This is a genomic window from Ferviditalea candida (assembly GCF_035282765.1).
Lineage (GTDB): Bacteria > Bacillota > Bacilli > Paenibacillales > KCTC-25726 > Ferviditalea > Ferviditalea candida.
This window is the reverse complement of sequence record NZ_JAYJLD010000001.1, coordinates 114,143-137,620: the sequence shown is the minus strand read 5'-3', so window position 1 is coordinate 137,620 and position 23,478 is coordinate 114,143. Positions and strand designations below refer to the sequence as shown.

Here is a 23,478-nt window from a genome sequence, read left to right as displayed (position 1 = left end):
GCTATTGTCGGGGAAGAAAAGGGAGGCTGATGTTATGAAAAAAAGATCCGGATGGTTTGGACTGCCGTTTGGCCAAACCTTGAGAAAGCTGCATTCCTGGAACTATTGGCTGGTGCTGCTGCTCGCCGTCACGGGAATCCTCCTGTTCCTTCCGGTCTTTCGCGCGGCGCTGCCGCAGGAGCGGGTGTGGGTGAAGCAGGTTCATATTCTTCTCGGGGTTGTCTCGGCCGCGGTCGTGCTGGTGTACCTTCCGATGCTGGGCAGGCACCTGCGTCAGCTAGCGTATAACCGCGGCCAGCGCTGGAATCTGTGGAGCGTGCTGTTCCTTCTGCTCGGATGGATCGTTTCGGGCGTGATCCTGTGGCAGTTCCGGCATCTGCCGCCGACCTGGAGCAATGCCGCACTGATCGCGCATGATGCGTTCACCTGGATCGGCGTTCCCTACGCGGTGTATCATTCGCTGACCCGCCTGCGCTGGGTGAAGCGGCAGCAGTTCGTGCCGCTCGTCATGCGGGAGCCGTCCGGCGGTGAAAGCCTCGAAGCGTCCCCGGACGGGCATGCGGCGGAAGTCGGTAAACCGGCCGCAGCGGGGGTACAGGCGGCCGATGCGGGGAAAACTCCGGCCATGGCCTCCTCCGTGCTGTCCCGCCGGAACTTCATCCGCTGGGCGGTCGGGCTGGCACTCGCGTTTGCCGTCGGCCCCTCCTTCATCCGATGGATCAAAAGGACGCTGGATGACGGGGGCAGCAGCCTGCAGGAGATTGCCTCCAGCAGTTCCGGCGGAGGGAGCGCGGGAGCAGGCGGCGCGGAAGGCGCCGCCGGTGGAGCAGCGAAGGCCGGCGCGGACACGGCGGCTGTTGACGGGCTCAAGCCGCTGCCCGGCTCGAATCCACCGCTGGGCGGAGGCGCCAAGGGGAACTTCAGAATTTATTCGGTAGCGTACAAGATGCCGCAATTTTCTGCAGAAACATGGAAATTCACCGTCGGCGGTTTAGTGGCGAAGCCGCTGGTTTATACGTGGGAAGAGTTTCTGCAAATTCCGCGCAAGGTGCAGGTGAGCGATTTTCACTGCGTGACAGGCTGGTCTGTCAACAACTGCACCTGGGAAGGCATCCCGCTGTCGTATTTTTTGGATCTGGCGGGCGTCAAGGCTTCGGCCAAATACGTCAATCTGTTCTCCGGCGACAACGTATACAACGATTCGTTGACGCTAGAGCAATCCCGCATGGACGATGTAATGGTCGTCTGCCTGTTGGACGGCAAGCCGATTCCGCAGTAGCTCGGCGGACCGGTCAGGCTGGTCGTGCCGAGGATGTATGCCTACAAATCGGTGAAATGGCTGAAGCGGATCGAGCTGATTGCGCAGGACGCGCCGGGCTTTTGGGAGGTCCGAGGCTACGATGCGAACGCGTGGGTGGGCCGGTCGTAGAAGGTTGCGGGACTGCGAAGGTGCCGGGAATTTCGGAGCCCGATTACCCGGGGACCTTGGCGCCGGACGGCTCGCTTCGGGCGCAGCAGGCCGAGGGACGCGGGACACACGATTCCCTGTCCGCGACTTTCTTTTGACGGTCGCATTCGCTATGATAGATATTGGCGGGATCGGCGAGATTGGCGGGATCGGCGCAACCATCCGCGACCGTCGAGGAGGTATTGAGGACATGACCACATGGCGTTTCATTCTTTCGGGAGCTTGCTCTCCCGCGTACAATATGGCCGTCGACGAGGCGATTCTGACCGTCCACAGCGAAGGCAGGGTTCCGCCGACGCTGCGGTTTTACGGCTGGGAACCGGCCTCACTGTCGATCGGATATTTTCAAAAAGCGGAGGACGAATTGGATTTTGACGCGATCCGCCGGCACGGAACCGGTTTCGTCCGGCGTCCGACCGGAGGCCGGGCGGTGCTGCACGATCGGGAACTGACCTACAGCATCGTCGTATCGGAGGAGTATCCGGGGATGCCGAGCGGCATCACCGAAGCTTACCGCGTGCTCAGCACAGGCCTGCTTCACGGATTTCGGCGGCTGGGGTTGGATGCGCAGATGGTCAATCTGTCGTCGGAGGAAGAAAAAATGAAATATGCCGCCGGCGGCTCGGCGGCTTGTTTTGATTCACCGTCATGGTACGAATTGGTCGTGGAGGGCCGCAAGGTGGCAGGAAGCGCGCAGACCCGGCAAAAGGGAGCGATTCTGCAGCACGGCTCGATTCTGATCGAGCTCGATACGGATCGGTTGTTTGAGCTCTTGCAGTTTCCCAACGAGCGGATCCGGCAGCGGCTGAAAACCAGCTTTTCGCAAAAGGCGGTCGCAATCAACGAGCTTCGCAGAAGCCTGCTGATGCCGCCGGCGACCCTGCCCGAGGTGGAGACGGCCTTTCGGCAGGGCTTTGCGGAGGGGCTGGACATCCGCCTCGAGCAGGCGGAACTGACCTCTTATGAGCAGGAATTGGCCGAAACGCTGGTCGCGGAGAAATACAGCAGGGATGAGTGGAATCTCAGGAGATGATCGCTTTTTCGAAAGCACTCTGCAGCTGAACGGTCAGCGGTCCAGGCCGGCCCGTTCCGACGGCTTGTCCGTCGATGCGGATGATCGGCGTGATTTCCACCGTCGTGCCGGTGATGAACGCCTCGTCCGCCTGCAGGAAATCCTCCAAGGAACGGGCTTCTTCGCGAATTTCAAGGCCTTCCTGCCGGGCCAGCTTCAGCACCACGGCGCGCGTGACCCCGTGCAGGATGCAATTGTCGGCGGGATGGGTGTAGATGACGCCGTCCTTGACCATCATGACGTTGGACGCGCTGCATTCCGTCACCCGTCCGGAGCGGTGCAGAATCGCTTCGCCCGCGCCCCGCTCGACAGCCTCCTGCTTGGCAAGCACGTTGCCGAGCAGATTGAGCGATTTGATATCGCAGCGATGCCAGCGGATATCCTCAACCGATACAGCGGTAATGCCTTCCTTGATCGATCCTAGCGGCCGCTTCACTTCATTGCAGTACGCCATGAGCACGGGCTCGGCATTCTTTGGAAAGACGTGGGCTCTCGGCGCGATCCCCCGGGTGATTTGCATATACAAGGTTCCCTCTTCAATCTGCTCCTGTATGACCAGGCTTTCCAGCTTTTCTTCGATTTCCTCCGTTGAATACGGCAGCCGGAGGCGGATTTCTCCGGCGCTGCGCACGAGCCGCCGCATGTGCGCCTGCTTTTCGAACAGCTTGCCCCGGTATATGCGGAATACCTCGTAAACCCCGTCGCCAAAATAATAGCCGCGGTCCTCGAAAGAAATGTGCATTTTGTCCTTGGGCACAAATTGATTTTGATACAGGATCATCATCTGACCACCCCCAGCATTGGAACGTACGTTCCCATAAGTGCGATTTTATGGTATACTTTATATGATAATAAAATATCAGAAAACTCAGCACCATACAAACGAGCCTTTTTCCCTGATTGCGACAGCAGTTTCGCGAGAAAAAACGCCGAATTTGCTGATTTTTGCGGAAAATGTCGACCAATATTTAACGACTATATTGCAAAAAAGAGAGGAAAGAAAAGAAAACGCAAGAAAAAAAGGACAATCATGCTTTTTTCAAGTATATTCAGCTAGCGGCCCATTAGAAACACAATATATAGTAGTGTATAATGAAAAACGCACACAATATCTTGAGCAATACATAGAATGGAATAAATGGCTTATGGAGATTTTTGTCGTATGGTGCGAACCGGTTTTTACGGGAGGACAGGCTCCGTCCCAAGCTGATTTTTCAACTACGGTTGTAAAGTCGGCCCATATTTTTTAGGGAGGTTGTTTGATTGAAAACGGCGCAAAAGAAAAAACTTGAAGGTCTGAGTGAAAAAATATTTCTGGATCGATATGCAATGAAGGATGCGGATACAAACAACACCAAGGTCGGCGATGTCGTTCTGGTGCTGACGAAGGATGACCCCAAGTTTCCCGCCAAGGAAGTCGGCGAAGTGGTGGAGCGCAGCGGTAGGCAAGTGAAGGTCAAGCTCCGCAGCGGCGAGATCGTCGATTCGGAAATCGAGAAGCTGACGCTGACCGTGGAAAAAACCCCCGAGCAGCTGTGGAATCGCCTCGCGAAAGCGATGGCCTCTGTAGAAGCGACACCGGAGAAAAAGAAGGAATGGACGGAAAAGTTCCGCTATGTGCTTGAGGATTGGAAGCTGGTTCCGGGGGGACGGATTGCCGCGGGAGCCGATGCCAGCGACGAGCTGACCTTGTTCAACTGCTATGTCATTCCATCCCCGAAGGACAGCCGGGGCGGCATCATGGAGACCCTGTCGCAGATGACCGAAATCATGTCCCGAGGCGGCGGCGTGGGGATCAACCTGTCCTCGCTGCGTCCGCGGCGCGCGCTGGTCAAGGGCGTGAACGGCTCGTCCAGCGGAGCGGTTTCCTGGGGCGGTCTGTTCAGCTACACGACGGGACTGATCGAGCAGGGCGGAAGCCGCCGCGGCGCGCTGATGCTGATGATCGACGACTGGCATCCGGACCTGATGAATTTCATTACCGTCAAATCGACCATGGGACAGGTCACCAACGCCAACCTGTCGGTTTGCGTAAGCAACGGCTTCATGAAAGCCGTAAAGGAGGATCTGGACTGGGATCTGGTATTCCCGGACACGGAGGATCCCGATTATAACGCCGTTTGGGACGGCAACATGGCCAAGTGGAAGGGGCTCGGCAAGCCTGTCAAGCATTTCCGTACAGTCAAAGCGCGCGAGGTTTGGCATACGATCATCGAATCGGCCTGGAAATCGGCGGAGCCCGGCGTTGTCTTTATGGAATATTACAATCAAATGTCCAACAGCTGGTATTTCAACCCGATCATCTGCACGAATCCTTGCGGAGAGCAGGGGCTTCCGGCTTGGGGCGTTTGCAACCTGTCGGCGATCAACCTGTCCAAATTCTACGATGAGGAAAAGCATGACGTTGCCTGGGAGGAGCTGGCGAAGGTGGTCCATTATTCCGTCCGTTTTCTCGATAACGTCATCGACAAGACGCCGTACCACTTCCCCGAGAATGAAGCGAACCAGAAAAACGAGCGCCGCATCGGCCTCGGCTCGATGGGTCTTGCGGAGCTGATGATCCGGCTGGGAATCCGTTACGGAAGCGCGGAATCGTTGAAGTTCCTTGACAAGCTGTACGGCTTTATTGCCAGAGAATCCTATTTGGCCTCTGCGGATATCGCCGCGGAAAAAGGCTCGTTCCCGATGTATGACCCCGACAAGTTCCTGCTGAGCGGATTCATGAAGAATCTGGTTAGCGAATATCCGGAGGTCGGCGCGGCCATCAAGAAGAAAGGCGTCCGCAATGTGACGATTCTGACGCAGGCTCCGACCGGAAGCACCGGGACGATGGTGGACACCTCCACCGGCATCGAGCCGTACTTCGCTTTTGAATATTACCGTCAAAGCCGCCTCGGCTTCGATAAACAATATGTACCGATCGCTCAGGAGTGGCAGGATCAGCATCCGGGCGAGCCGCTGCCGGATTATTACGTGACGTCGATGGATTTGTCGGCGGAGGATCACATCCGTGTACAGGCGGCGATCCAGCGTTGGGTGGACAGCTCGATTTCGAAAACGGCCAACTGTCCCAACGATTTCACCGTCAACGAGACGAAGGATCTGTATGAGCTGGCGTTCGATTTGGGCTGCAAGGGCGTGACCATCTATCGCGACGGCAGCCGCGACACGCAGGTGCTGCAGCTTGACAAGAAAGACAAGGAAGAGAAGAAGGACGCTTCGGCTCCGGCAGACGATTCGGCTGAGCAGGCAACCGCATCGTCTGCGGAATCCGACCCCTTCGAGAAGCTGACCGGCTCGCTGGCCGTGAACAATAACGAGTCGTCCGTCATCGATACGGAATACCGCAAACGTCCGCAGGTACTCCGCGGCTCGACCTACAAGATCAACACGCCGCTCGGCATGGCGTATATCACGATTAACGATTTGAACGGAACGCCGGGCGAGATCTTCCTGAACGTCGGCAAAGCCGGGTCGGACGTGTTCGCCATGGCGGAAGCCTTGGGCCGCGTATGCTCGTTGTTCCTGCGCTACGGCGATCACGGCAACAAGGTGAATCTGCTGATCAAGCATCTGAAGGGCATCGGCGGCTCCGGCGCGATCGGCTTCGGCGCCAATCGGGTCGAGTCCATCGCGGATGCGCTGGCCAAGGCGCTGGAAATGCACATGGAAGGGCATCAGCCGCAGCACATTCCCGCACCCGTTCAAGCCGTGCAGGTAAGCGATCCGACCGTATCGCACGAACCGACCAAAGCGGTGCCGACGTCCACGGACCTCTGCCCGTCCTGCGGCTCCGCTTCGCTGATCAACAGCGAGGGCTGCAAAAACTGCGCCAACTGCGGCTACAGTAGGTGTTCGTAATTAAATAAAGCAAGATGTGGGGAGACATTAAGAAAACACTGTCTCCCCACTTTTTATTAACTGCATGGTTTTTTCAGCAAAATATTATATTCAGCATTTTAGACGAAGATGATCGTAGATTTCTTAGTTAGTTGCTCCTGATAAAGTCGGTTTTGAGAGGAATCTATTTCCCGTCATTTTTCCGGAGCTTCACATTTTCCTGATTATTCCTTATTTTGCTTCCGCTTTGAGCATTTTGGCCGCTCTTTGGAGGTTATGGGTCAGAATTCCGAAGCCGATCCAGCTTTTGGAGCCGGCAAGGCTAAGGTACCTGCTGCGGGATAAACCGTACTTTTTTCGACGACTTCTTCTCCGTAACGTTTACGGGCGTAGATAAGCGTCGACGGATCAGGCATCGGTTCATCCAGGGCAATCCGGCAAAACCGGCGCCAAGTAAAGCTGTCGCCGATCTCTTGAATCAAGGACTCGTAGCCCAGATTATATTTGCGTTTAAGCACCATCAGTCGCAAATATTTTTCCGTTTCGGTCGGATCCCTGTGTTATACTTCGGAGCGGTGGTTAAAGCATCAATCATGGCTTGAACATCTATAGCGTCATTCCCCTCCGTGAGTAACTGCCTTCTCCTTTCTTCATATTGGTGAATGTACTTTCCAACCGTTTCCGGTGAACCCCGGTCAATCTCGCAATCTCCCGGCGCGACCTCCCTTCATGGATGTACATCATTAAAATCTTTTGCATCATGTTCATCGATCATTCTCTCCCGGCCCCCACTTGTCGAATTGTTCTCCAAGTAGGTTTATCGGCTGTGGCTGGTTTTTCAATGATTACGGTGGCCTATTTTTAAGCCTCTTCGCTATAGTTCGTTGCTGAGGTCTGAGGTCTGTTTAATAGGCAAATTGTCAACACTGCCGAGTAAGAACATTACTAGGGCGGGGTGAACCATGTGGACCTCTGCAAACAATAAGGATAATCCGTTTTTTGAAATGTTAAAGTATGTGATGTCGCTCCAACTGAAGGAACCTTGGAAATTGATACATATTGAATTTGACGAGGAAGAAGAGGCATGGCCTCTTTTTATCGACTTCGAACGCGGAGCGCTTTTTGCCTGTCCGTACTGCGGTACGATGTGCACCGCGCATGATACAGAAATGAAAAAGTGGCGCCATCTCGACTTTTGGACTTGGAAGACGTACATGCATGCACGTGTGCCAAGAACCGGCTGTGATGCCTGCAAGAAAGTAACCTTGATACCTGTTTCTTGGTCGCGAACAAAATCGCATTTCACGCTATTATTTGATGCATGGGCTATGCGGCTCATGGCGGAAATGCCAGTGAATGCAGCTGCACGAGAACTACGCGAGCATGATACGCGGATGTGGCGGATCTTTCATCATTATGTAGAGAAAGCGATGGCCGATCTGGATTTAAACCACGTGAAGCGGATTGCGATCGACGAGACGTTCTCCCGTCGAGGTCATCGATATATTACGCTGTTTGTCGACGTCGATGCCAAAACCGTACTGTTTGCAACAGAAGGCAAGGGAATGGACACCCACAAAATTGAATTGCCGCCTCCGCCCAGTACCATGTATGCTGAGGGATACAAACATCATACAAGGCTAACTCGCATAGTTTGTCGGAATATTCTGGTTTTTTTAAAAAAATATTGATTTGGAATGGAGTTGGGTTATAGTGAGAAAAAAGGGGGGGCATAGAGATTTTTGAAAGGGCTTACAAAAAATATCGAGGGAAGCCATTGACGAGAAGGGCTGGATTTATACGGGGGATTTGGCGGCGGTTGACAATCAAGGCTATATCCGCATCGTGGGACGAACCAAGGAAATGATTATTCGCGGTGGATATACAATTAACTGTGGGAAATTGAAATTCATATAATACGTTATTATTACGATAGAAAATTAAACATAACATATAACTCGATGGGAATTACAATAAAAAATTAAATACTCCAAAAAAAGTTAATAAAACACAGTAAATCAAAAAAAATTAGAACAACTGATGAGTTTAATCCATATTTCCCCGGATTTTTGTTACGATCATATATATATCGCAAAAAAAATATAATATTTATGAAATAATGAGAAATATAAAGCATATAAGAGCAAAGTGTCATAAAATATTTATAATTTCAATAAAACAAACTTTGATAATATTTATATATTTCTGTAAATTATGAAATACGGACGAAAGCGATAAAAACATAATAAATTTAAGGGAGAGGATGTATATGACTACCGCAACAGTCAGTCAAAAACAATTTCTAACCTTGAAAAAGGACAACGGCATAGCCGAGATTCATCTGCACATCAACAAAGCCAATTCGTATGATTTGAATTTTTACCGGGAATTTAATGCCGTGATCGATGATATCCGTTTTGACAGCGACATCAAAGTGGCGATATTGATGAGTGACGTGCCGAAGTTTTTCTCCACAGGGGCGGACATCAATTTTCTGAAGCAGGCCGACCCCCGGTTCAAAACACAATTTTGCCTGTATTGCAATGAAACGCTGGATATGATGGCGCGGGCTCCGCAGATTTTCATCGCCTGCCTGGAAGGGCATACGGTCGGCGGAGGCCTGGAAATGGCGTTGGGCTGCGATCTGCGCTTCATGGGAGATCAGGCGGGACAAATCGGACTCCCGGAAGTGACCCTGGGCGTGTTGGCGGGAACGGCCGGTACGCAGCGGCTGGCTCGTTTGGTCGGACATTCGTGCGCGCTGGATATGAACATTACGGGCAAGACGATATCGCCGCAGGAAGCGAAGCGGATCGGATTGGTCAATGACGTATTCCCGCAAGAACAAACACGGGAAAAGGTACTGGAGTATGCGCGGAAAATTGTGGACAGCGCGACCTACGCGGTATCGAACATCAAATTGTCGATCATGAACGGCATCGAAATGCCGCTGAACGTGGCGATTCGCTATGAAGGCGAACTGCAGAACCTGCTGTTCCGTTCGGAAGACGCCAAAGAAGGACTGAGCGCATTCCTGGAAAAGCGCAAACCCGAGTGGAAAGGGCGCTAATCAAAGTTATGGAGTCAGTGAAAAATCCATCCTAAAAAGATATGCAATATTGGCTATGCTGCAGATAGACGTCCCATGCCATTTTTATGGCACGCACCAGCAGGTGATGAAAATGGCAAGCTGAAGCGTCCTTGAAGAATTCACATTGGAATATTTTTTTAGAGGAAGTGGATTTTCAAGGTAGTCAATATTGCATAATTAATAATTTTATCCGGCAATACAAAACTGCTTTTTTTGAAAAGGGGGATGGTTTGGAAAATGGAATTGCGCGGTATAGGCTCATTGTATAACGCGGCCGCCACTTTTATCGATAAAAATGTGAATAACGGTATTGGCGACAAAGTTGCCATTCACTATTTGAATGAGAAAATAACATTCAAACAACTGCAGGATCAAGTCAACCGGGTTGGAAATGCCCTCAGACAACTTGGAGTCGAAATGGAAAGTCGGGTCCTTCTGGCCTGTTACGATTCTCCCGAATTTATCGCATCCTTCTTCGGGGCCATTAAAATCGGAGCAATTCCGATTCCAGTCAATACAACAATGACCCCATCCGACTTCGAATATTTTTTGAATAACAGCAGGGCGAAAGTAGTCATCACTAATGAGGATCTATGGAACAAAATCAATCATTTGCGGGAGCGGTTCGTTTTTCTCAAGCATGTTATTGTTATTTTTGAAAACGCTAACAATATTCCCGGTTTAATCAGTTACCGAGAGTGGACTGGAAATGCTTCCGCACAATTGGAAACGGCAATAACGAATCATAATGATGCCGCATTTTGGCTGTACAGTTCCGGAAGCACGGGGAATCCCAAAGGCGTTATTCATTTGCAACGGGATATGGAAGCAGCATACAACGCATATGCCAAAAAGGTGTTGAAAATAAGCGAAAATGACATTACTTTTTCGGCGTCCAAGCTTTTTTTCGCTTACGGGATGGGAAACGGAATGTATTTCCCACTCGGCGCAGGGGCTTCGACAGTATTGGTTCCGGACCGCTGTACGCCCGAGTTGGTCATGGAAACGATCGAAAAGTATCGACCGACCATCTTTTTCGGTGTTCCTACGCTGTACGGAGCGTTGATTGATTTGGCTGAACGCACGGGCAATCCATACGATCTGTCGTCGCTCAGGATTTGCGTCTCGGCCGGCGAGTCCCTGCCAGCACCATATTCCGAGAAATGGAGAAAGCTTTTCGGAGTGGATATTCTTGACGGTATCGGTTCCACCGAAGCTCTACATATTTTTATATCCAATAGAATCGGGGACATCCGGGAAGGAAGCACCGGCAAAGTAGTGCCAGGATATGAAGCAAAAATTGTGAATGAAATGGGAGTTGCCCTCCCTCCCAATGAAACGGGAGATTTGATTATCAAGGGTGACAGCATCGCTCACGGCTACTGGAACTTGCATGAAGAAAACAAACGAAAGTTCATTGGAGAGTGGCTGCAGACCGGTGATAAATACTACATGGACGATGACGGGTACTTCTGGTATTGCGGGCGTTCGGATGACATGATGAAGGTTGGCGGAATCTGGGTGTCTCCCATTGAAATTGAAAACGCTTTAATCAAGCATGAAGTCGTTCTCGAGGCTGCGGTGGTAGGTGTAATGACGGAAAATAATCTCATGACTCCCAAAGCCTACGTTGTCTTAAAAGAAAACGTTATTGCATCGGATGGTTTGAAACGTGAACTGCAGGCGTTCTTGAAACAGGAGTTGGCTCCTTATAAATACCCCAGATTGATTGAGTTTTTGGACGAATTGCCAAAAACGACCACGGGGAAAATCCAAAGATTCAGGCTTAGAGCATAGGAAATCGGTCGTTCAAGCGCGCGCGCCGTAATCTTGCAATTTTCGCCAAACTGGCATACTCTTGATATCAGTGCATCACTTGGGAAAAAAACCAAACTAGAAGGTGATATTGTGAAACCCAGATCACTGATGTTTACGTTGTTCGGCGATTTTATTCGTTATTACGGCGGAGAGATATGGATCGGCAGTTTAATCCGCATGATGTCGGAATTCGGCATATCCGAATCGTCGGTACGAGGCGCGACATTGAGAATGGTCCAACAAGATTTGCTCAAAGTCAGAAGAGTCGGAAACAAAAGCTATTACAGTCTTACCGATAAAGGAAAGCGCCGGATCGAAGACGGCGTCAGGAGAGTCTATTCCGTGAATAACCATAAATGGGATGGTTATTGGCGGATATTGACTTATTCCGTTCCCGAGGAGAAAAGGGATTTGCGGAATCAAATTCGTAAGGAACTGCTATGGACCGGTTTCGGTTTGATGTCCAATGGAACATGGGTCAGTCCCAATCCTTTGGAGGAACAAATAATGGAAATGGTCCGCACATACGACTTATATGATTACACGATGTTGTTCAGTTCCGCTTCCGTCATCTCTCATGACAACCAGTATATCATTGAAAAGGGATGGAATCTGCACGAAATACAGAGCGAATACCAGACATTTATTGAAACATACAAGCCCAAATATGAACAATTAAAAGATCGTGTTTGGGACAATACCTTAACAGATGTGGAGGCGTTTGTCGAACGCATATATCTCGTCCATATCTATCGAAAGTTTTTATTTAAGGACCCCGGTTTTCCAATGGATTTTTTGCCGAGTGCTTGGAACGGCAATGTTGCCAGGGATTTGTTCTGGCATATTCACCAACTCATCTCCACTCAAGCCGTTCGATATTTTGAAAGTGTGTTTGAACATGCTCCAGACATCCATTTATCCGCGTCTCGCGAAAGAGCCATTAACCCGTTTGCGGAGGTTTATCTGTAATTTTCAGAAAGGAGAGCGGATTTGAAACCAAATGCAGCGCGCCGCGAATTGATTGAAGTAGCGCAAGGAATGCGACCCGCCGACCTTTATATTAAGGGAGGCACGGTGATCAATGTATATTCCGGAGAATTTCTCCGGATGAATGTCGCAATCTATAAAAACCGCATCGCTTATGTCGGGGAAGGCGAACAGTCAATTGGAGAAAACACAAGAATCCTGAATGCGGAAGGGAAATATGTTTCTCCCGGATATATTGAACCCCATGCTCATCCTTGGGTAATCTACAACCCGATCAGCCTCATGTCAAAGGTTGTTCCGCTTGGCACCACCACCGTCGTGCATGATAATTTATTCTTTTATTTGCGGATGGGACCTGAAGGATTCGGGAGAATGCTGGATGATCTGACAGATCTTATAGGCAACAATTTATGGCTTGTCCGTCTCGTTTCCCAAGCTGAATACCCGGGAGAAAGGGATTGGTATAACGAAACGGATATCAGGAGATTGCTGGATCGGAAAGATGTTGTAGGAACCGCGGAAGTGACAAGGTGGCCGCTTCTGTATAAAGGAGATCCGATGATCCTTGATACGATTGATTATGCGAAGAGTCTTGGGAAGATTTCCGATGGGCATACGGCGGGATGCTCTTATGAAAAGCTGAATTCGATTGTTGACGCTGGAATCAGCGCCTGTCATGAAGCGATCACTGCAAACGAGGCGTTGGACAGACTGCGGCTCGGGATGTGGACGACATTGCGAAACAGTTCGCTTCGGCCCGATTTTCCGGAGATTATCAAGATGATTACCAAGCAGAAAGTATCGACACATCGCGTGTTGATGACTACGGATGGACCGCATCCCGCATTCATTGAAGACGAGGGATGTGTGGATGTGCTGCTGAGGAAAGCAGTAGAAATGGGTGTATCTCCGATGCAGGCGATACAGATGGCCACGATTAATGCCGCTGTATATCTGGGAATGGATGAACAGATAGGAGGAATTTCTCCTTCGAGATTGGCTGACGTGCTTATTCTTCCCGACCTTGTTTCGTTCAGGCCTGAAACGGTGATCGCCGGAGGAGAAGTAGTGGCCGAGGGGGGAAAGCTGTCTGCAGCGCTTCCGCAGTTGGATTGGCATCGTTATATGGAAAAAAATCCTTTCGGGATCAAGAAAGAACGTTTGCAGGATTTGAACCTGTACAGGTATCCGCACTATACGGCTGACGGACCCGTGCCGGTGGCCAGCTTCCGCAGCACAGTTATTACCCGCAAAAAGGAAATGGATCTGCCGATCCGCAGCGGATGCGTAGACCTGTCCAAAGATTCCGGGCTCATGTATGCCAGCCTTATTGAACGGGGCGGACAATGGGTATCGCATGCCATACTTGAAAACTTCGCAACAACGCTTGAAGGGATGGCCAGTACCTATAATACGACCACGCAGTTGCTGACCATCGGCAATCATCCCGAAGCGATGTCAAAGGCCGCCATGCGAGTGCTTGAACTTGGCGGAGGAATCGTCTTGGTGGAAGGTGGGGAGGTTGTTTTGGAAATACCGCTTCCGTTGACGGGAATGATGACGACAAGCTCGGACTTCGGCAAAGCGGTCGAGTATCAGAATGCCTTGCTGTCCGCTGTGCAGGATCGCGGTTACCCTTTTCATGACATTCTGTATACGTTGTTGTTCCTGACCTGCGATTTTTTGCCCGGGCTTCGCTTGGTTCCGCTGGGATTGTATGATGTTCGTGCGGACGAAGTGCTCAAACCGGCACGAACAATGTAGTGGCTAGTGCGATCCTTTAAAATGAGGAAAAGGGGGAGGTACAATCATGTCATCATACAATTACATTGATTTTTCAGTGGAAGATCGAATCGCAAGACTCGTATTGAAGCGGCCGCCGGTCAATGTATTGAATATGGAGATGATGAATGAAATTGTGGAAGCGCTGTCTTCCGTTTGCAAGGAGGACTCGCTTCATGCGCTGGTCATTCGTGCCGAAGGAAAGGCTTTTTCTGCCGGGGTGGCGGTGGAGGATCATATGGGCGACAAAACCGAGCCGATGATCCATTTGTTTCACAACATGTTTCATCGATTGCTGGAAGTGCCGTGTCCCACTATTTCCGTTGTGGAGGGTGCGGCGCTTGGTGGGGGCTGCGAACTGGCCACGTTTTGTGATATTGTGATTGCCACCGATCAGGCAAAATTCGGGCAGCCGGAAATCAATCTTGGACTTTTTCCGCCTGTGTCGATCGTTACCTTCCCATGGTTGATAGGATTAAACCGCGGAATGGAACTTCTACTTACTGGCGATACGATCAGTGCGCAAAAAGCGTACGAATGGGGGCTTGTAAATCGATTGGTCCCCTCACATAAACTGGAGGAACACTTGGATCATCTGTTAAGCCAATTCAAGAATAAAAGTGCTCTTGCTCTGCGTTTAACGAGAAAAGCGTTGCGTGAAACAATGGCGGTCACTTTTGCCGCAGCTATAGAAAAAGTAGAACAAATTTATTTGCGGGATTTGGTGCAAACGGAAGATGCCCAAGAAGGACTCAAATCTTTTTTGGAAAAACGGGAGCCTGTGTGGAAAAACAGATAGGAAGAGGAAGGTCGTATGGATATTTTTTTGTCTATTAATATTATGTATTTTAATCCGTTCTTTAAATAAACAATATTATGTTTTGAAATCGATAATATAAAAAACATTGTATTAGGCTTAATAAGACGATATAATGTGATTGAATTGTTCAAAAATTCAAAACAAGAGGTGGGTCTGATGAAAAAACACAAACTGCTTTACTTTCTTTTGCTCGCGATCATGGTATTTATTTCCGCATGCGGGCAGGGAACGCAAAAAACCGCTTCGAACGAGGCGGCATCTTCCGACAAACCGAAAGAAACCGCTCAGCAAAGTGAGCAGCCGAAGAACAATGGCGATGCCGGCAATAAAGCGCAGGAAACCGTCAAAATTGGGGCAATTCTGCCCTACTCCGGGGTTTACGCTTCTCTTGGCGAGAACTTGACGAAAGGCATGGAGCTTTATTTTGAAAGCGTCAATTGGCAAGCCGGCGGTAAAAAAATCGAACTGATCAAAGAGGATGAGGAGAATGATCCGCAGGCGTCGCTGCGCAAATTCCGCAAGCTGGTGGATCAGGACAAAATCGACATCCTGACGGGAACGGTAAGCACGGCAGTCGCTTACGCATTGCGCGATGAAGTCAACTCCAAGCAGGTGCCGTATCTTGTGGCCCATGCCGGAGGAGATGATTTGACAAGAAGCAAGCGCAGTGACTACATCTGGCGTTCTTCGTTCAATTCCTGGCAAATCGGAACTTCGATGGGACAATACGCTTATGGTCATATTGCCAAAAAAGTTTATCTTGCGGCCGCGGATTATGCTTTTGGGAAAGAAGTTTCCAAAGCTTTCAAGAAAGCGTTTACAGACGCCGGCGGCGAAATCGTCGGAGAGGTTTATCCGCCGCTAGGTTCAAACGACTATGCTTCCTACCTTACACAAATTAAAAGCGCCAAACCGGAAGCCGTATACAGCTTTTTCGCCGGCAGCGATGCGGTGCGGTTCGTCAAGCAGTACGAACAGTACGGCCTGAAAGGCAAAATCACGTTGATCGGCTCCGGCTGGCTGAATGCCGAAGACATCCGCCCGGCAACGGGAAATTCGGGAGAAGGCGTCGTCAGCACCATGTTCTGGGATTACGGCATGCAAACCCCGGAGAACAAAGCTTTCGTAGATGCTTACGAGAAGAAATACAACAGCAGGCCGAGCATCGAATCCGTCGAAGGTTACGATGCGGCCAGGATGATTGTGGAAGTGTTCAACAATTTGAAGGGCGATACATCGGATAAGAAGAAAGTTTCCGATGAATTCGGCAAAGTCTCGTTTGCGAGCCCGCGCGGTCCGCTGAAGCTGGATCCGGAAACGCATCACGTTATTCAAAATCTGCACGTATTTAAGACGGTCATTAAAGACGGCAAGACGGAAAACGAGTTTGTCGAAACCGTGGGAGAATTCAAAGATCCCGGGAAATAAGAAATAAGAGGTTCGATATTTATCGATTTAAGGGGGCAGATGGTTCTTGGACGTGATTGGCATTCAATTGGTAAACGGTTTATCCTACGGTTTGCTCCTGTTCATGATCACCAGCGGTTTGTCATTGATATTCGGCATCATGGGCGTGCTTAATCTCGCTCACGCATCTCTTTATATGGTAGGGGCCTATTTGGCCCTTGCCATTACCCATTACACCATTCAAAATTTTCTGCTTGCGCTCATTGTCGCACCTCTCCTAGTCGGACTGATCAGTGTGCTGCTGGAAGTTTTTTTGCTGAGGCCGACCTATCATCTCGGTCATTTGTCGCAAGTTTTGCTGACTTTTGGACTTGCCTACGTGATTCATGACATCGTGCGCTGGATGTGGGGGGCGGATGTGCAGTGGCTGCCGCTGCCGGATTGGCTCGGCGGGGCGGTGGAGCTGTTCGGTCAAACCTTTCCGCTTTACAGGTTGGTGGTCATGGGAATTGGTTTCGGCGTGGCGGCGGCAATGTGGATTCTGCAGGAAAAAACCCGCTGGGGAGCGATCGTTCGCGCGGGCCTGAGTAATAAAGAAATGGTCGGCGGACTGGGTATCAATATCAAATTGGTATTTACGGTCGTGTTTGCCGTCGGCGGTTTTCTCGCCGGATTCGGTGGCGTAGCGGCCGGGCCCATATTAGGACTTTTTCCCGGGATGGAATTCGAAATTCTGATCCTGTCGCTGGTTATTCTGGTTGTCGGGGGATTGGGGTCGATTTTGGGCACGCTGATTGCCAGCCTGATTATTGGAGTGGTCGATACTTTTGGCAAAGTGCTGTTTCCGCAGTTGAGTTTGTTCATTATTTTCGGGCTGATGGCCGTTGTTTTGATCGTGAAACCGACCGGGTTGTTAGGAAAGCAGGTGCACGGAAATGGATAAAGGCATCCGATGGTTCCCTTACTTTGTCTTGTTGGCGGCGCTTTGTCTCATTCCGTTGCTGTTCTCTTCTTATGTTTTGGGGATTGCCAGCGAGATTCTGATTTTTAGTATTTTTGCGCTCAGCTTAAACGTTCTTGTCGGCTATACCGGGCTTGTTTCATTGGGACATGCGGCCTTTTTCGGGGTGGGCGCCTACGCCTCAAGCCTGATTGCGCTGCATTTTTCGGACCACTTGATGATAACGCTGGCCGGCGGTTTTATTATTGCGGTTATCGTTTCGGCGGTCATTGGATTTTTTTGCACCCGAGTGAGCGGTTTTTACTTTTTGATGCTGACACTGGCATTTTCGCAGATGATCTACGGTCTGGTGTATCGTTGGGGAAGCTTGACGGGAGGGGACAACGGTCTTTCCGGCATACCGAAGCCGAGGCTGCTCCCGTCGTTTCGGATTGACAGCGGGGTATCGGTTTATTTTTTGATTTTAATCGTCTTTGGCGTCGTCCTGCTCGGGCTGAATATTGTGCTTCGTTCCCCGTTCGGCCAAATATTGTCCGGCATTCGCGAGAACGAGGTTCGCATGAAAGCCATGGGCTACAATACGACCCTCTATAAAATCTACTCCTTTTTGATTGCCGGGGGCTTGGGTGGAGTGGCCGGAAGCATGTATTCTTATTTCAACGGTTTCGTTTCTCCGAAGGATGTTTACTGGACGCTTTCCGGGGAAGTGCTGATCATGGTTCTTGTCGGCGGGGTCGCCACGTTGATCGGCCCCGTGCTCGGAGCCGCTTTTATTGTCATATTGAAAACAGTCGTCGGTTCATATACGGATTTATGGATGCTCATCCTGGGAATCGTTTTTATTTTATTCGTGATTTTTATCCCCAAAGGAATAGCGGGAATCGGATCTTTACGGAAAAAACGCGCCGCCGGAGCAAGCGTTCCGCTGAATGCGGAAAATTAATCGTGCCGTTGATGGGCCATAGCAAGCGGGAGGAATGGTATGTCGATGCAAAAACATGATTTTGATGCTGAAGTTGAAGTGCTGCGGCTGGAGGGAGTGGGCAAAAGCTTTGGCGGCCTGAAAATTTTGCAGGATCTTTCCTTTTCCGTCAAACAGGGGGAACGCAGGGCGTTTATCGGTCCGAACGGAGCGGGCAAATCGACGCTGTTCAACATCATTGCAGGTGATCTGGAGCCTTCGGCGGGGGAAGTTGTTTATTTCAGCGAAAAAATTACGGGTATGCCGAATTTTGGCCGTGTGCGAAACGGTTTGGTGCGGACTTTTCAACGCAATAATCTGTTAAACGAATTGACGGTCATGGAGAATTTGCTGCTGGCGCTGCAGGTGAAGGAGGGAGTGGAACATATCTGGTTCCGTCCGAGGGAAAGGCGATATTTTGCCAAGATGTATGATCGGGCCGAAGAATTGCTGGAAACATGGGGGCTTTACGATCGCCGCAACTCCAGGGTCAAGCAGCTGTCTTATGGCGAACAGCGGCAGGCGGAGATTTTATTGGGCATTGCCATGGAACCGAAAGTGCTGCTTTTGGACGAACCAACGGCAGGCATGTCCAATAAGGAGACGCAGTACATCCTGGATCTGCTGCAGCGGCTGCCTAAAGATCTGACGCTTCTCATCATCGAGCATGATATGGAAGTCGTTTTCGGCGTGGCGGAGAAAGTGACGGTGCTGCACAATGGGGGGATTTTGCTGGAAGGAGATCCGCAAATCATTCGGAACGATCCCCGTGTCTACGAAATCTATTTTGGAGAGGATGGGGTTTTGTAGATGCTTCAGGTCGAGAATATTCATACGTATTATGGCGATAGCCACATTCTGCATGGCGTATCGATGGAAGTCAAGGAGCGCAGTCTGTCCGTGATTCTGGGGCGCAATGGAATGGGCAAGACAACGTCCATCCGTTCGATCATCGGCTTTACCCCGCCGAGGCACGGGAAGATCGTCTTTCAGGGAAACGAGATTCAACAGCTTCCTTCCTATAAGATTGCCAAGTCGGGCATTGGCTTGTCCCCGCAGGGGAGAGGTATTTTCCCGAATTTGACGGTTAAGGAAAATCTTACACTTGCCGCGAGATCCTGTTCAGGATCGGGATGGACGCTGGAAAAGGTATATGAATTGTTTCCCCGCTTGAAGGAAAGAGGTCTGTCCATGGGGGGGAATCTCAGCGGCGGCGAGCAGCAAATGCTCTCCATCTGCAGGGCTCTGATGACGAACCCTGATCTCTTGCTGCTGGATGAACCTTCGGAAGGATTGTCTCCGATTATGGTTCAGGAAGTCGCGAATATCATCTCGCGATTGAAAAAAGAAGGCTTGTCCATACTGATGGTTGAACAGAATATTGCCATGGCATTAAAGGTGGCTGATCGGGTGTACATTTTGAGCAAAGGTCAAGTTGTTTTTGAAGGAACCCCCGATGATTTGCGGAACAACACTGAAGTGAAGGTCCAGTACCTCGGAACGGGTCATTAAATGGTCATTAAATAAAGTGCGAAATGAACGGGTAACTGGAAAAGTAAAAGGAGGGCTCACGCCCTCCAATAAAATTTCAGTTCTACTCTACTCCGCAACGAATGACAAAACCTACGAGGATTTTTGAAATATCACGGTTTCTTTTTCCTGCCACCTGATAAATTCGAACACACTATGACAACAGTGACAATAATATTGGCGTACAAGTTGCGCCGTACCGAACGAGGAATAAATTTCGACATCCGTTGAATCGCAAAACGAACAATGCACCTGCATTTGTTCAACAAGCATGGACCGTTCCCCCTTTTTCTCTCATCAGGCCGATTTGCTCCCGGAAGCTTTTTAGCAAGTCTAATTCTCTCGATAAATAACCTTCGTCTTTCAGCACATGACTTGCATTAAGATCCGCCAGCCATTTCTCCACTTCCGGTATGATCCGGTCCAAAGCTTCGTTGAATTTGCGGGGAACAGACATTCTGTCATTTAATAATGAGTTGGCCCAACCGCGTGAATAGAGAATATGTTCGCGTTGTTCTTTCATCAGCTTGTGAATTCGCGAGATAACGTCTTCCCGTCGAGCCTGAAGAATCGAGTTCAACACAAGATCCTGGGCAACATCCACTGTATAAAGAGCGGCAATCAAGGTCAGCCAACCGTTGATCTGGACAACGCCGTTAAATGCCTTTCCGGTTTGGTTTTTGATTTCCGGTTTGGTTCCTTGACGTCCTTTCAGATCTTGGATCCAATTATAGAGAATCCTTGAATGTCCCAATTCCCCCTGGGCCATTGCAATCGCCGATGTTGCAGCCTCGATATCCGGGCCGCCAATACCGATTTCAACCAGGCGGTCGCCCAATATAAACTTATTGTCCGCAATTGCTTCCACTAATTCAATAAATGCTTTTAGCCCTGTGCTTTGTTCAACCATTATACAGACATCCTTTCCTTAGAAAATAGGGGTTCCGCTTGACGAACCTTCAGGATATGATCGCGCCGGACTGCAATCATATCGGTCCATTCCTCTTCGTTGTATATATAAGCGGCATAAGCGATAGCCAAATCGTCGGATTGCGCTTCCACCGTGCCGATCTGCATCAGATCGTCGCCGCGATGGATTCGGGCGAATATTTCGTAAGTTTGCTTGTTCATCTTGCGCTTACCCCCCAATGTTTTAATTTTTGCCGGCCATTTTCGGTCAAGCGTTCCGCCGTCCAGGGCGGGTCCCAAACAACTCGAATGCTCACTTCCTCGACATCCGGTTCTTGTAATAACCTCTTCGAAATATCTTCCTCCATCCACTGCATGCAAGCGCAGGAAGCGGCGGTAAAAGTCATTGTTACCGTCACTTTGCCGGCATTTTGTTCGATCTGATAAATCAATCCCAAATCTACGACACTAATCGGAAACTCCGGATCGTTCACCTCTTTAAGGGCATCCCAGTAACGATGTTCACGAATATCGGTTGCGCTCATGTCACACCGCCTCTTCTCTAAGAGTTTCCAGCTCGCGGCGTCCGCTGCGCAGCAGATCAACAAACTGTTTGTTGTTGGGCCCGCGGGTTTTCCAACGCGCGATTGCGCCGTCCCAAGTATCCGGTTGATCATACAGCCATTTTTTGTTTTCCATATCAAATTTGCACGGGAATGAAACGTTCAACGAATATTTACCCGTATTTTCATCATAAACGACCGGGACTTTGACCCCGATGGATTCAAAAAAAGGCACTGCCGTTGAAAACCACTTTTGCCGCAGTTCATCATTCGAACTTCCTTTAAGCTTGTATTCCAATTGACCTGAACGTTTTTTCAGACTGTCTCCAACTCCGAAAAATTCAAGAGCCATTAAAAACATCCATTCAAGGGCATGCTTGACTTTTTCTTCGGCTTCCCCGCCTTTATCCATGGACAATTTCATGATCGTTTCGCCATGGCGCAGATGGAATAATTCCTCTTTGTCGACTTTAACCAAAGCTCTTTTCCAAGGACCGAACGACGTATGTTGGTATACATCGCCAAGCAGCGTATAGCCGGCGCGGTCAAAAAGAGCATTAAACACTCCGATTTCCTCATAGTTGTCGAGGGCAAAATCCATTGCGTACGGATTTTTGAATTCGTTGTGGGGTCTTTCATAAAGCAAATGGTCTGTGTCGACGCCCAAATCTTTCAATAAACGAAGCGCAATATGCGCATGGCCAATTTCATCTTGGACGACGGCCAAAATGGATATCTTATTGTTTAACGTCGGAGCGTCCTTATAGCTCGATAACATTGCGGGAGCGCTCATGAGTTCCGTATCAGCGACAATTGTCAAAGTTTGAATTAATAAATGGAGGTACTCCTCGCTCATATCATCCTTACATTCCAGCATAAATCCGCTTTTAATTTTTTCTTTTAATCTTTCTGTTTTGTCCATTCCATTCACACCCTTTATTAATGCTATAATAACGATCGTTTACATAACATAATATAAATAAACGATCAATTCCTGTCAAGACGAAAAATTAACAGAAATGGCCAGAGGCTTCTTGTATGTGGGGAGTAGATTTGTTAATAGGCAAAAATAAAGGGATTTTAAGTGGTTTTTGCGATGTTTTTAAGTTTGTTTGTCAAGAATTCAGGGGAGTTTTTTTGCAGTAATACAAGAAAACGCCCCTCTTTATAATATTATGTATAAATTACAAACGTAATAAAAAAATAATAAATCGAGTCTGAAAATGAAGTTAACATGAATATAGTGTAAAAAAGTTGCTTGACAGACAATAAACAATATCATATTATTACGCTAAATAAACGATAAAATAAAAAACGTAATGAGGTGATTGGGTTGGATGGTTTTAACTTGCTGAAGGAAAAAATCAACAAAGGATTTATCGTCGAGAAAATCGAGGACATGAATGAAGAATATCTCAATACTTTAAAGCAGACGCTGCGGATTGTCGGAGACACGGAACTGCTCAGCGTGCCTCCGCTTCTCACTGTATACAAACAGGCGCCCACATTAAACAGCAAAATTACCGCACTGGCGATTATGCAGGATGAAATCGGTCATGCGCATATCGCTTACCGTCTTTTGAAAGAACTGGGCGAGGATATTGATGAGTTGTTGTACAATCGTCCCGCTCATCAGTGGAAAAACCCATATGCTTTTGATTTTGAACTTTCCAATTGGATTGAGCTCGGCGTCTTTAACGCATTTTTTGACCGCGCCGGTTATACTCTCCTGGGAGACGCTTTTGAGCACACCTCTTATGGTCCTTGGAAACGGGCGCTGATTAAAGTGGATAAAGAGGAATTGTTTCATCTGCGTAATGGCGAGACTATCATGCGCTCGGCAATGGAAAATCCGGAAACCAGGAAGCAAGTCGAGCAAGCTGTTGAATGGATGTTCCTGATGGCCTTGGAATTTTTCGGGGTCGCCGACGAGTTGAAAAGCCGTTCCACTCAATTGGAATATAAGTTGAAAGGCAGAACGAATGACGAACTTCGTCAAAAATGGTTGTCCACAGGTGTGCCGTTCTGTGAATCCATCGGAGTGAAGGTGCCGGCCTATTATGACGAGACGACGAATCAATATGTACTGACCGTTCCCTTTCCTTGCAAATTTGATGTGGAAAACAAAAAGTGGCTGACCGATCAGCCGGATACCTGGGACAACATGATTGAACGGTTTAAGCGCAGAGGGCCGCGGAACCGGGAATTCGTCGAGCGTATTCAATCCGGCGCGCAGCAGATGGCGGAATTGCGAAAAGAGGTCGGATAA

General features: G+C 49.4%; 21 protein-coding genes and 2 pseudogenes. 16 read left to right on the top strand and 7 right to left on the bottom strand.

Going from position 1 to position 23,478, the window contains the following annotated elements; translation table 11 throughout:
• Window positions 1-34 precede the first annotated feature (34 nt).
• Window positions 35-1,429, top strand: a pseudogene (locus VF724_RS00685) (molybdopterin-dependent oxidoreductase).
• Between the two features lie 229 nt (window positions 1,430-1,658).
• On the top strand, window positions 1,659-2,501 hold the full coding sequence (gene lipM, locus VF724_RS00680; RefSeq protein WP_371752460.1) for an octanoyltransferase LipM: 843 nt from the start codon (window positions 1,659-1,661) through the stop codon (window positions 2,499-2,501).
• Here lipM and dat read toward each other — a convergent pair.
• Window positions 2,491-3,321: a D-amino-acid transaminase gene (dat, locus tag VF724_RS00675; RefSeq protein WP_371752459.1), complete on the bottom strand. Its 831-nt coding sequence runs from the start codon at window positions 3,319-3,321 to the stop codon at window positions 2,491-2,493. The two genes, lipM and dat, sit on opposite strands and share 11 nt — an antisense overlap.
• 64 nt (window positions 3,322-3,385) lie before the next feature.
• Here dat and VF724_RS00670 point away from each other — a divergent pair, with 64 nt between their 5' ends.
• A complete protein-coding gene (locus VF724_RS00670; protein ID WP_371752283.1) occupies window positions 3,386-3,790 on the top strand; it encodes a hypothetical protein in 405 nt (134 codons plus the stop codon).
• Window positions 3,791-3,803: 13 nt separating this feature from the next.
• Window positions 3,804-6,401, top strand: a complete 2,598-nt coding sequence (locus VF724_RS00665) for an adenosylcobalamin-dependent ribonucleoside-diphosphate reductase (RefSeq protein WP_371752282.1) — start codon at window positions 3,804-3,806, stop codon at window positions 6,399-6,401.
• A gap of 332 nt (window positions 6,402-6,733) precedes the next feature.
• Here VF724_RS00665 and VF724_RS00660 read toward each other — a convergent pair.
• Window positions 6,734-6,919, bottom strand: a pseudogene (locus VF724_RS00660) (transposase); the annotation flags it as partial.
• Between the two features lie 423 nt (window positions 6,920-7,342).
• On the opposite strand from VF724_RS00660, the gene VF724_RS00655 reads away from it, so the two are divergent.
• The 11 genes from VF724_RS00655 to VF724_RS00605 all read left to right on the top strand — a co-directional run bounded on the left by VF724_RS00655 (window position 7,343) and on the right by VF724_RS00605 (window position 19,719).
• Window positions 7,343-8,071, top strand: a complete 729-nt coding sequence (locus VF724_RS00655) for a helix-turn-helix domain-containing protein (protein WP_371752281.1) — start codon at window positions 7,343-7,345, stop codon at window positions 8,069-8,071.
• A gap of 578 nt (window positions 8,072-8,649) precedes the next feature.
• The gene (locus VF724_RS00650) at window positions 8,650-9,450 is read left to right on the top strand and encodes an enoyl-CoA hydratase/isomerase family protein (RefSeq protein ID WP_371752280.1); all 801 of its coding nucleotides are present in this window, start codon (window positions 8,650-8,652) and stop codon (window positions 9,448-9,450) included.
• Between the two features lie 258 nt (window positions 9,451-9,708).
• Entirely contained in the window at window positions 9,709-11,268 is a 1,560-nt protein-coding gene (locus VF724_RS00645; protein ID WP_371752279.1) for a benzoate-CoA ligase family protein, read from the top strand.
• 111 nt (window positions 11,269-11,379) lie between these two features.
• Window positions 11,380-12,258, top strand: a complete 879-nt coding sequence (gene paaX, locus VF724_RS00640) for a phenylacetic acid degradation operon negative regulatory protein PaaX (protein WP_371752278.1) — start codon at window positions 11,380-11,382, stop codon at window positions 12,256-12,258.
• A 69-nt stretch (window positions 12,259-12,327) separates the two neighbouring features.
• Window positions 12,328-14,040 (top strand): adenine deaminase C-terminal domain-containing protein, encoded by a 1,713-nt coding sequence (locus tag VF724_RS00635; protein ID WP_371752458.1) that lies wholly within the window; start codon window positions 12,328-12,330, stop codon window positions 14,038-14,040.
• Between the two features lie 46 nt (window positions 14,041-14,086).
• Window positions 14,087-14,857 (top strand): enoyl-CoA hydratase/isomerase family protein, encoded by a 771-nt coding sequence (locus VF724_RS00630; RefSeq protein ID WP_371752277.1) that lies wholly within the window; start codon window positions 14,087-14,089, stop codon window positions 14,855-14,857.
• A gap of 177 nt (window positions 14,858-15,034) precedes the next feature.
• Entirely contained in the window at window positions 15,035-16,306 is a 1,272-nt protein-coding gene (locus VF724_RS00625) for an ABC transporter substrate-binding protein (RefSeq protein ID WP_371752276.1), read from the top strand.
• A 46-nt stretch (window positions 16,307-16,352) separates the two neighbouring features.
• Window positions 16,353-17,228 carry a branched-chain amino acid ABC transporter permease gene (locus VF724_RS00620; RefSeq protein WP_371752275.1) on the top strand — a complete coding sequence of 292 codons (876 nt, stop codon included), beginning with the start codon at window positions 16,353-16,355 and terminating at the stop codon, window positions 17,226-17,228.
• Window positions 17,221-18,189 carry a branched-chain amino acid ABC transporter permease gene (locus tag VF724_RS00615; RefSeq protein ID WP_371752274.1) on the top strand — a complete coding sequence of 323 codons (969 nt, stop codon included), beginning with the start codon at window positions 17,221-17,223 and terminating at the stop codon, window positions 18,187-18,189. The genes VF724_RS00620 and VF724_RS00615 overlap by 8 nt, the downstream gene beginning before the upstream one ends.
• Before the next feature lie 39 nt (window positions 18,190-18,228).
• On the top strand, window positions 18,229-19,017 hold the full coding sequence (locus tag VF724_RS00610) for an ABC transporter ATP-binding protein (protein ID WP_371752273.1): 789 nt from the start codon (window positions 18,229-18,231) through the stop codon (window positions 19,015-19,017).
• Window positions 19,018-19,719, top strand: coding sequence for an ABC transporter ATP-binding protein (locus tag VF724_RS00605; protein ID WP_371752272.1), 702 nt, complete (start codon window positions 19,018-19,020; stop codon window positions 19,717-19,719).
• Window positions 19,720-19,830: 111 nt separating this feature from the next.
• On the opposite strand, the gene VF724_RS21515 is transcribed toward VF724_RS00605, so the two are convergent.
• Genes VF724_RS21515 through VF724_RS00585 form a run of 5 tightly spaced genes read right to left on the bottom strand, consistent with a single transcriptional unit; the run spans window position 19,831 to window position 22,131 of the window.
• Entirely contained in the window at window positions 19,831-19,995 is a 165-nt protein-coding gene (locus tag VF724_RS21515) for a PaaD-like zinc ribbon domain-containing protein (RefSeq protein ID WP_442788056.1), read from the bottom strand.
• A 4-nt stretch (window positions 19,996-19,999) separates the two neighbouring features.
• Window positions 20,000-20,647 carry a Phenylacetic acid catabolic protein gene (locus VF724_RS00600; RefSeq protein WP_371752271.1) on the bottom strand — a complete coding sequence of 216 codons (648 nt, stop codon included), beginning with the start codon at window positions 20,645-20,647 and terminating at the stop codon, window positions 20,000-20,002.
• Window positions 20,647-20,868, bottom strand: a complete 222-nt coding sequence (locus VF724_RS00595; RefSeq protein ID WP_371752270.1) for a hypothetical protein — start codon at window positions 20,866-20,868, stop codon at window positions 20,647-20,649. Before VF724_RS00595 ends, VF724_RS00600 begins: the two co-directional genes overlap by 1 nt.
• Window positions 20,865-21,191 carry a metal-sulfur cluster assembly factor gene (locus VF724_RS00590; RefSeq protein WP_371752269.1) on the bottom strand — a complete coding sequence of 109 codons (327 nt, stop codon included), beginning with the start codon at window positions 21,189-21,191 and terminating at the stop codon, window positions 20,865-20,867. Before VF724_RS00590 ends, VF724_RS00595 begins: the two co-directional genes overlap by 4 nt.
• Window position 21,192: 1 nt before the next feature.
• On the bottom strand, window positions 21,193-22,131 hold the full coding sequence (locus tag VF724_RS00585) for a Phenylacetic acid catabolic protein (protein ID WP_371752268.1): 939 nt from the start codon (window positions 22,129-22,131) through the stop codon (window positions 21,193-21,195).
• Window positions 22,132-22,542: 411 nt separating this feature from the next.
• Here VF724_RS00585 and VF724_RS00580 point away from each other — a divergent pair, with 411 nt between their 5' ends.
• On the top strand, window positions 22,543-23,478 hold the full coding sequence (locus VF724_RS00580) for a Phenylacetic acid catabolic protein (RefSeq protein ID WP_371752267.1): 936 nt from the start codon (window positions 22,543-22,545) through the stop codon (window positions 23,476-23,478).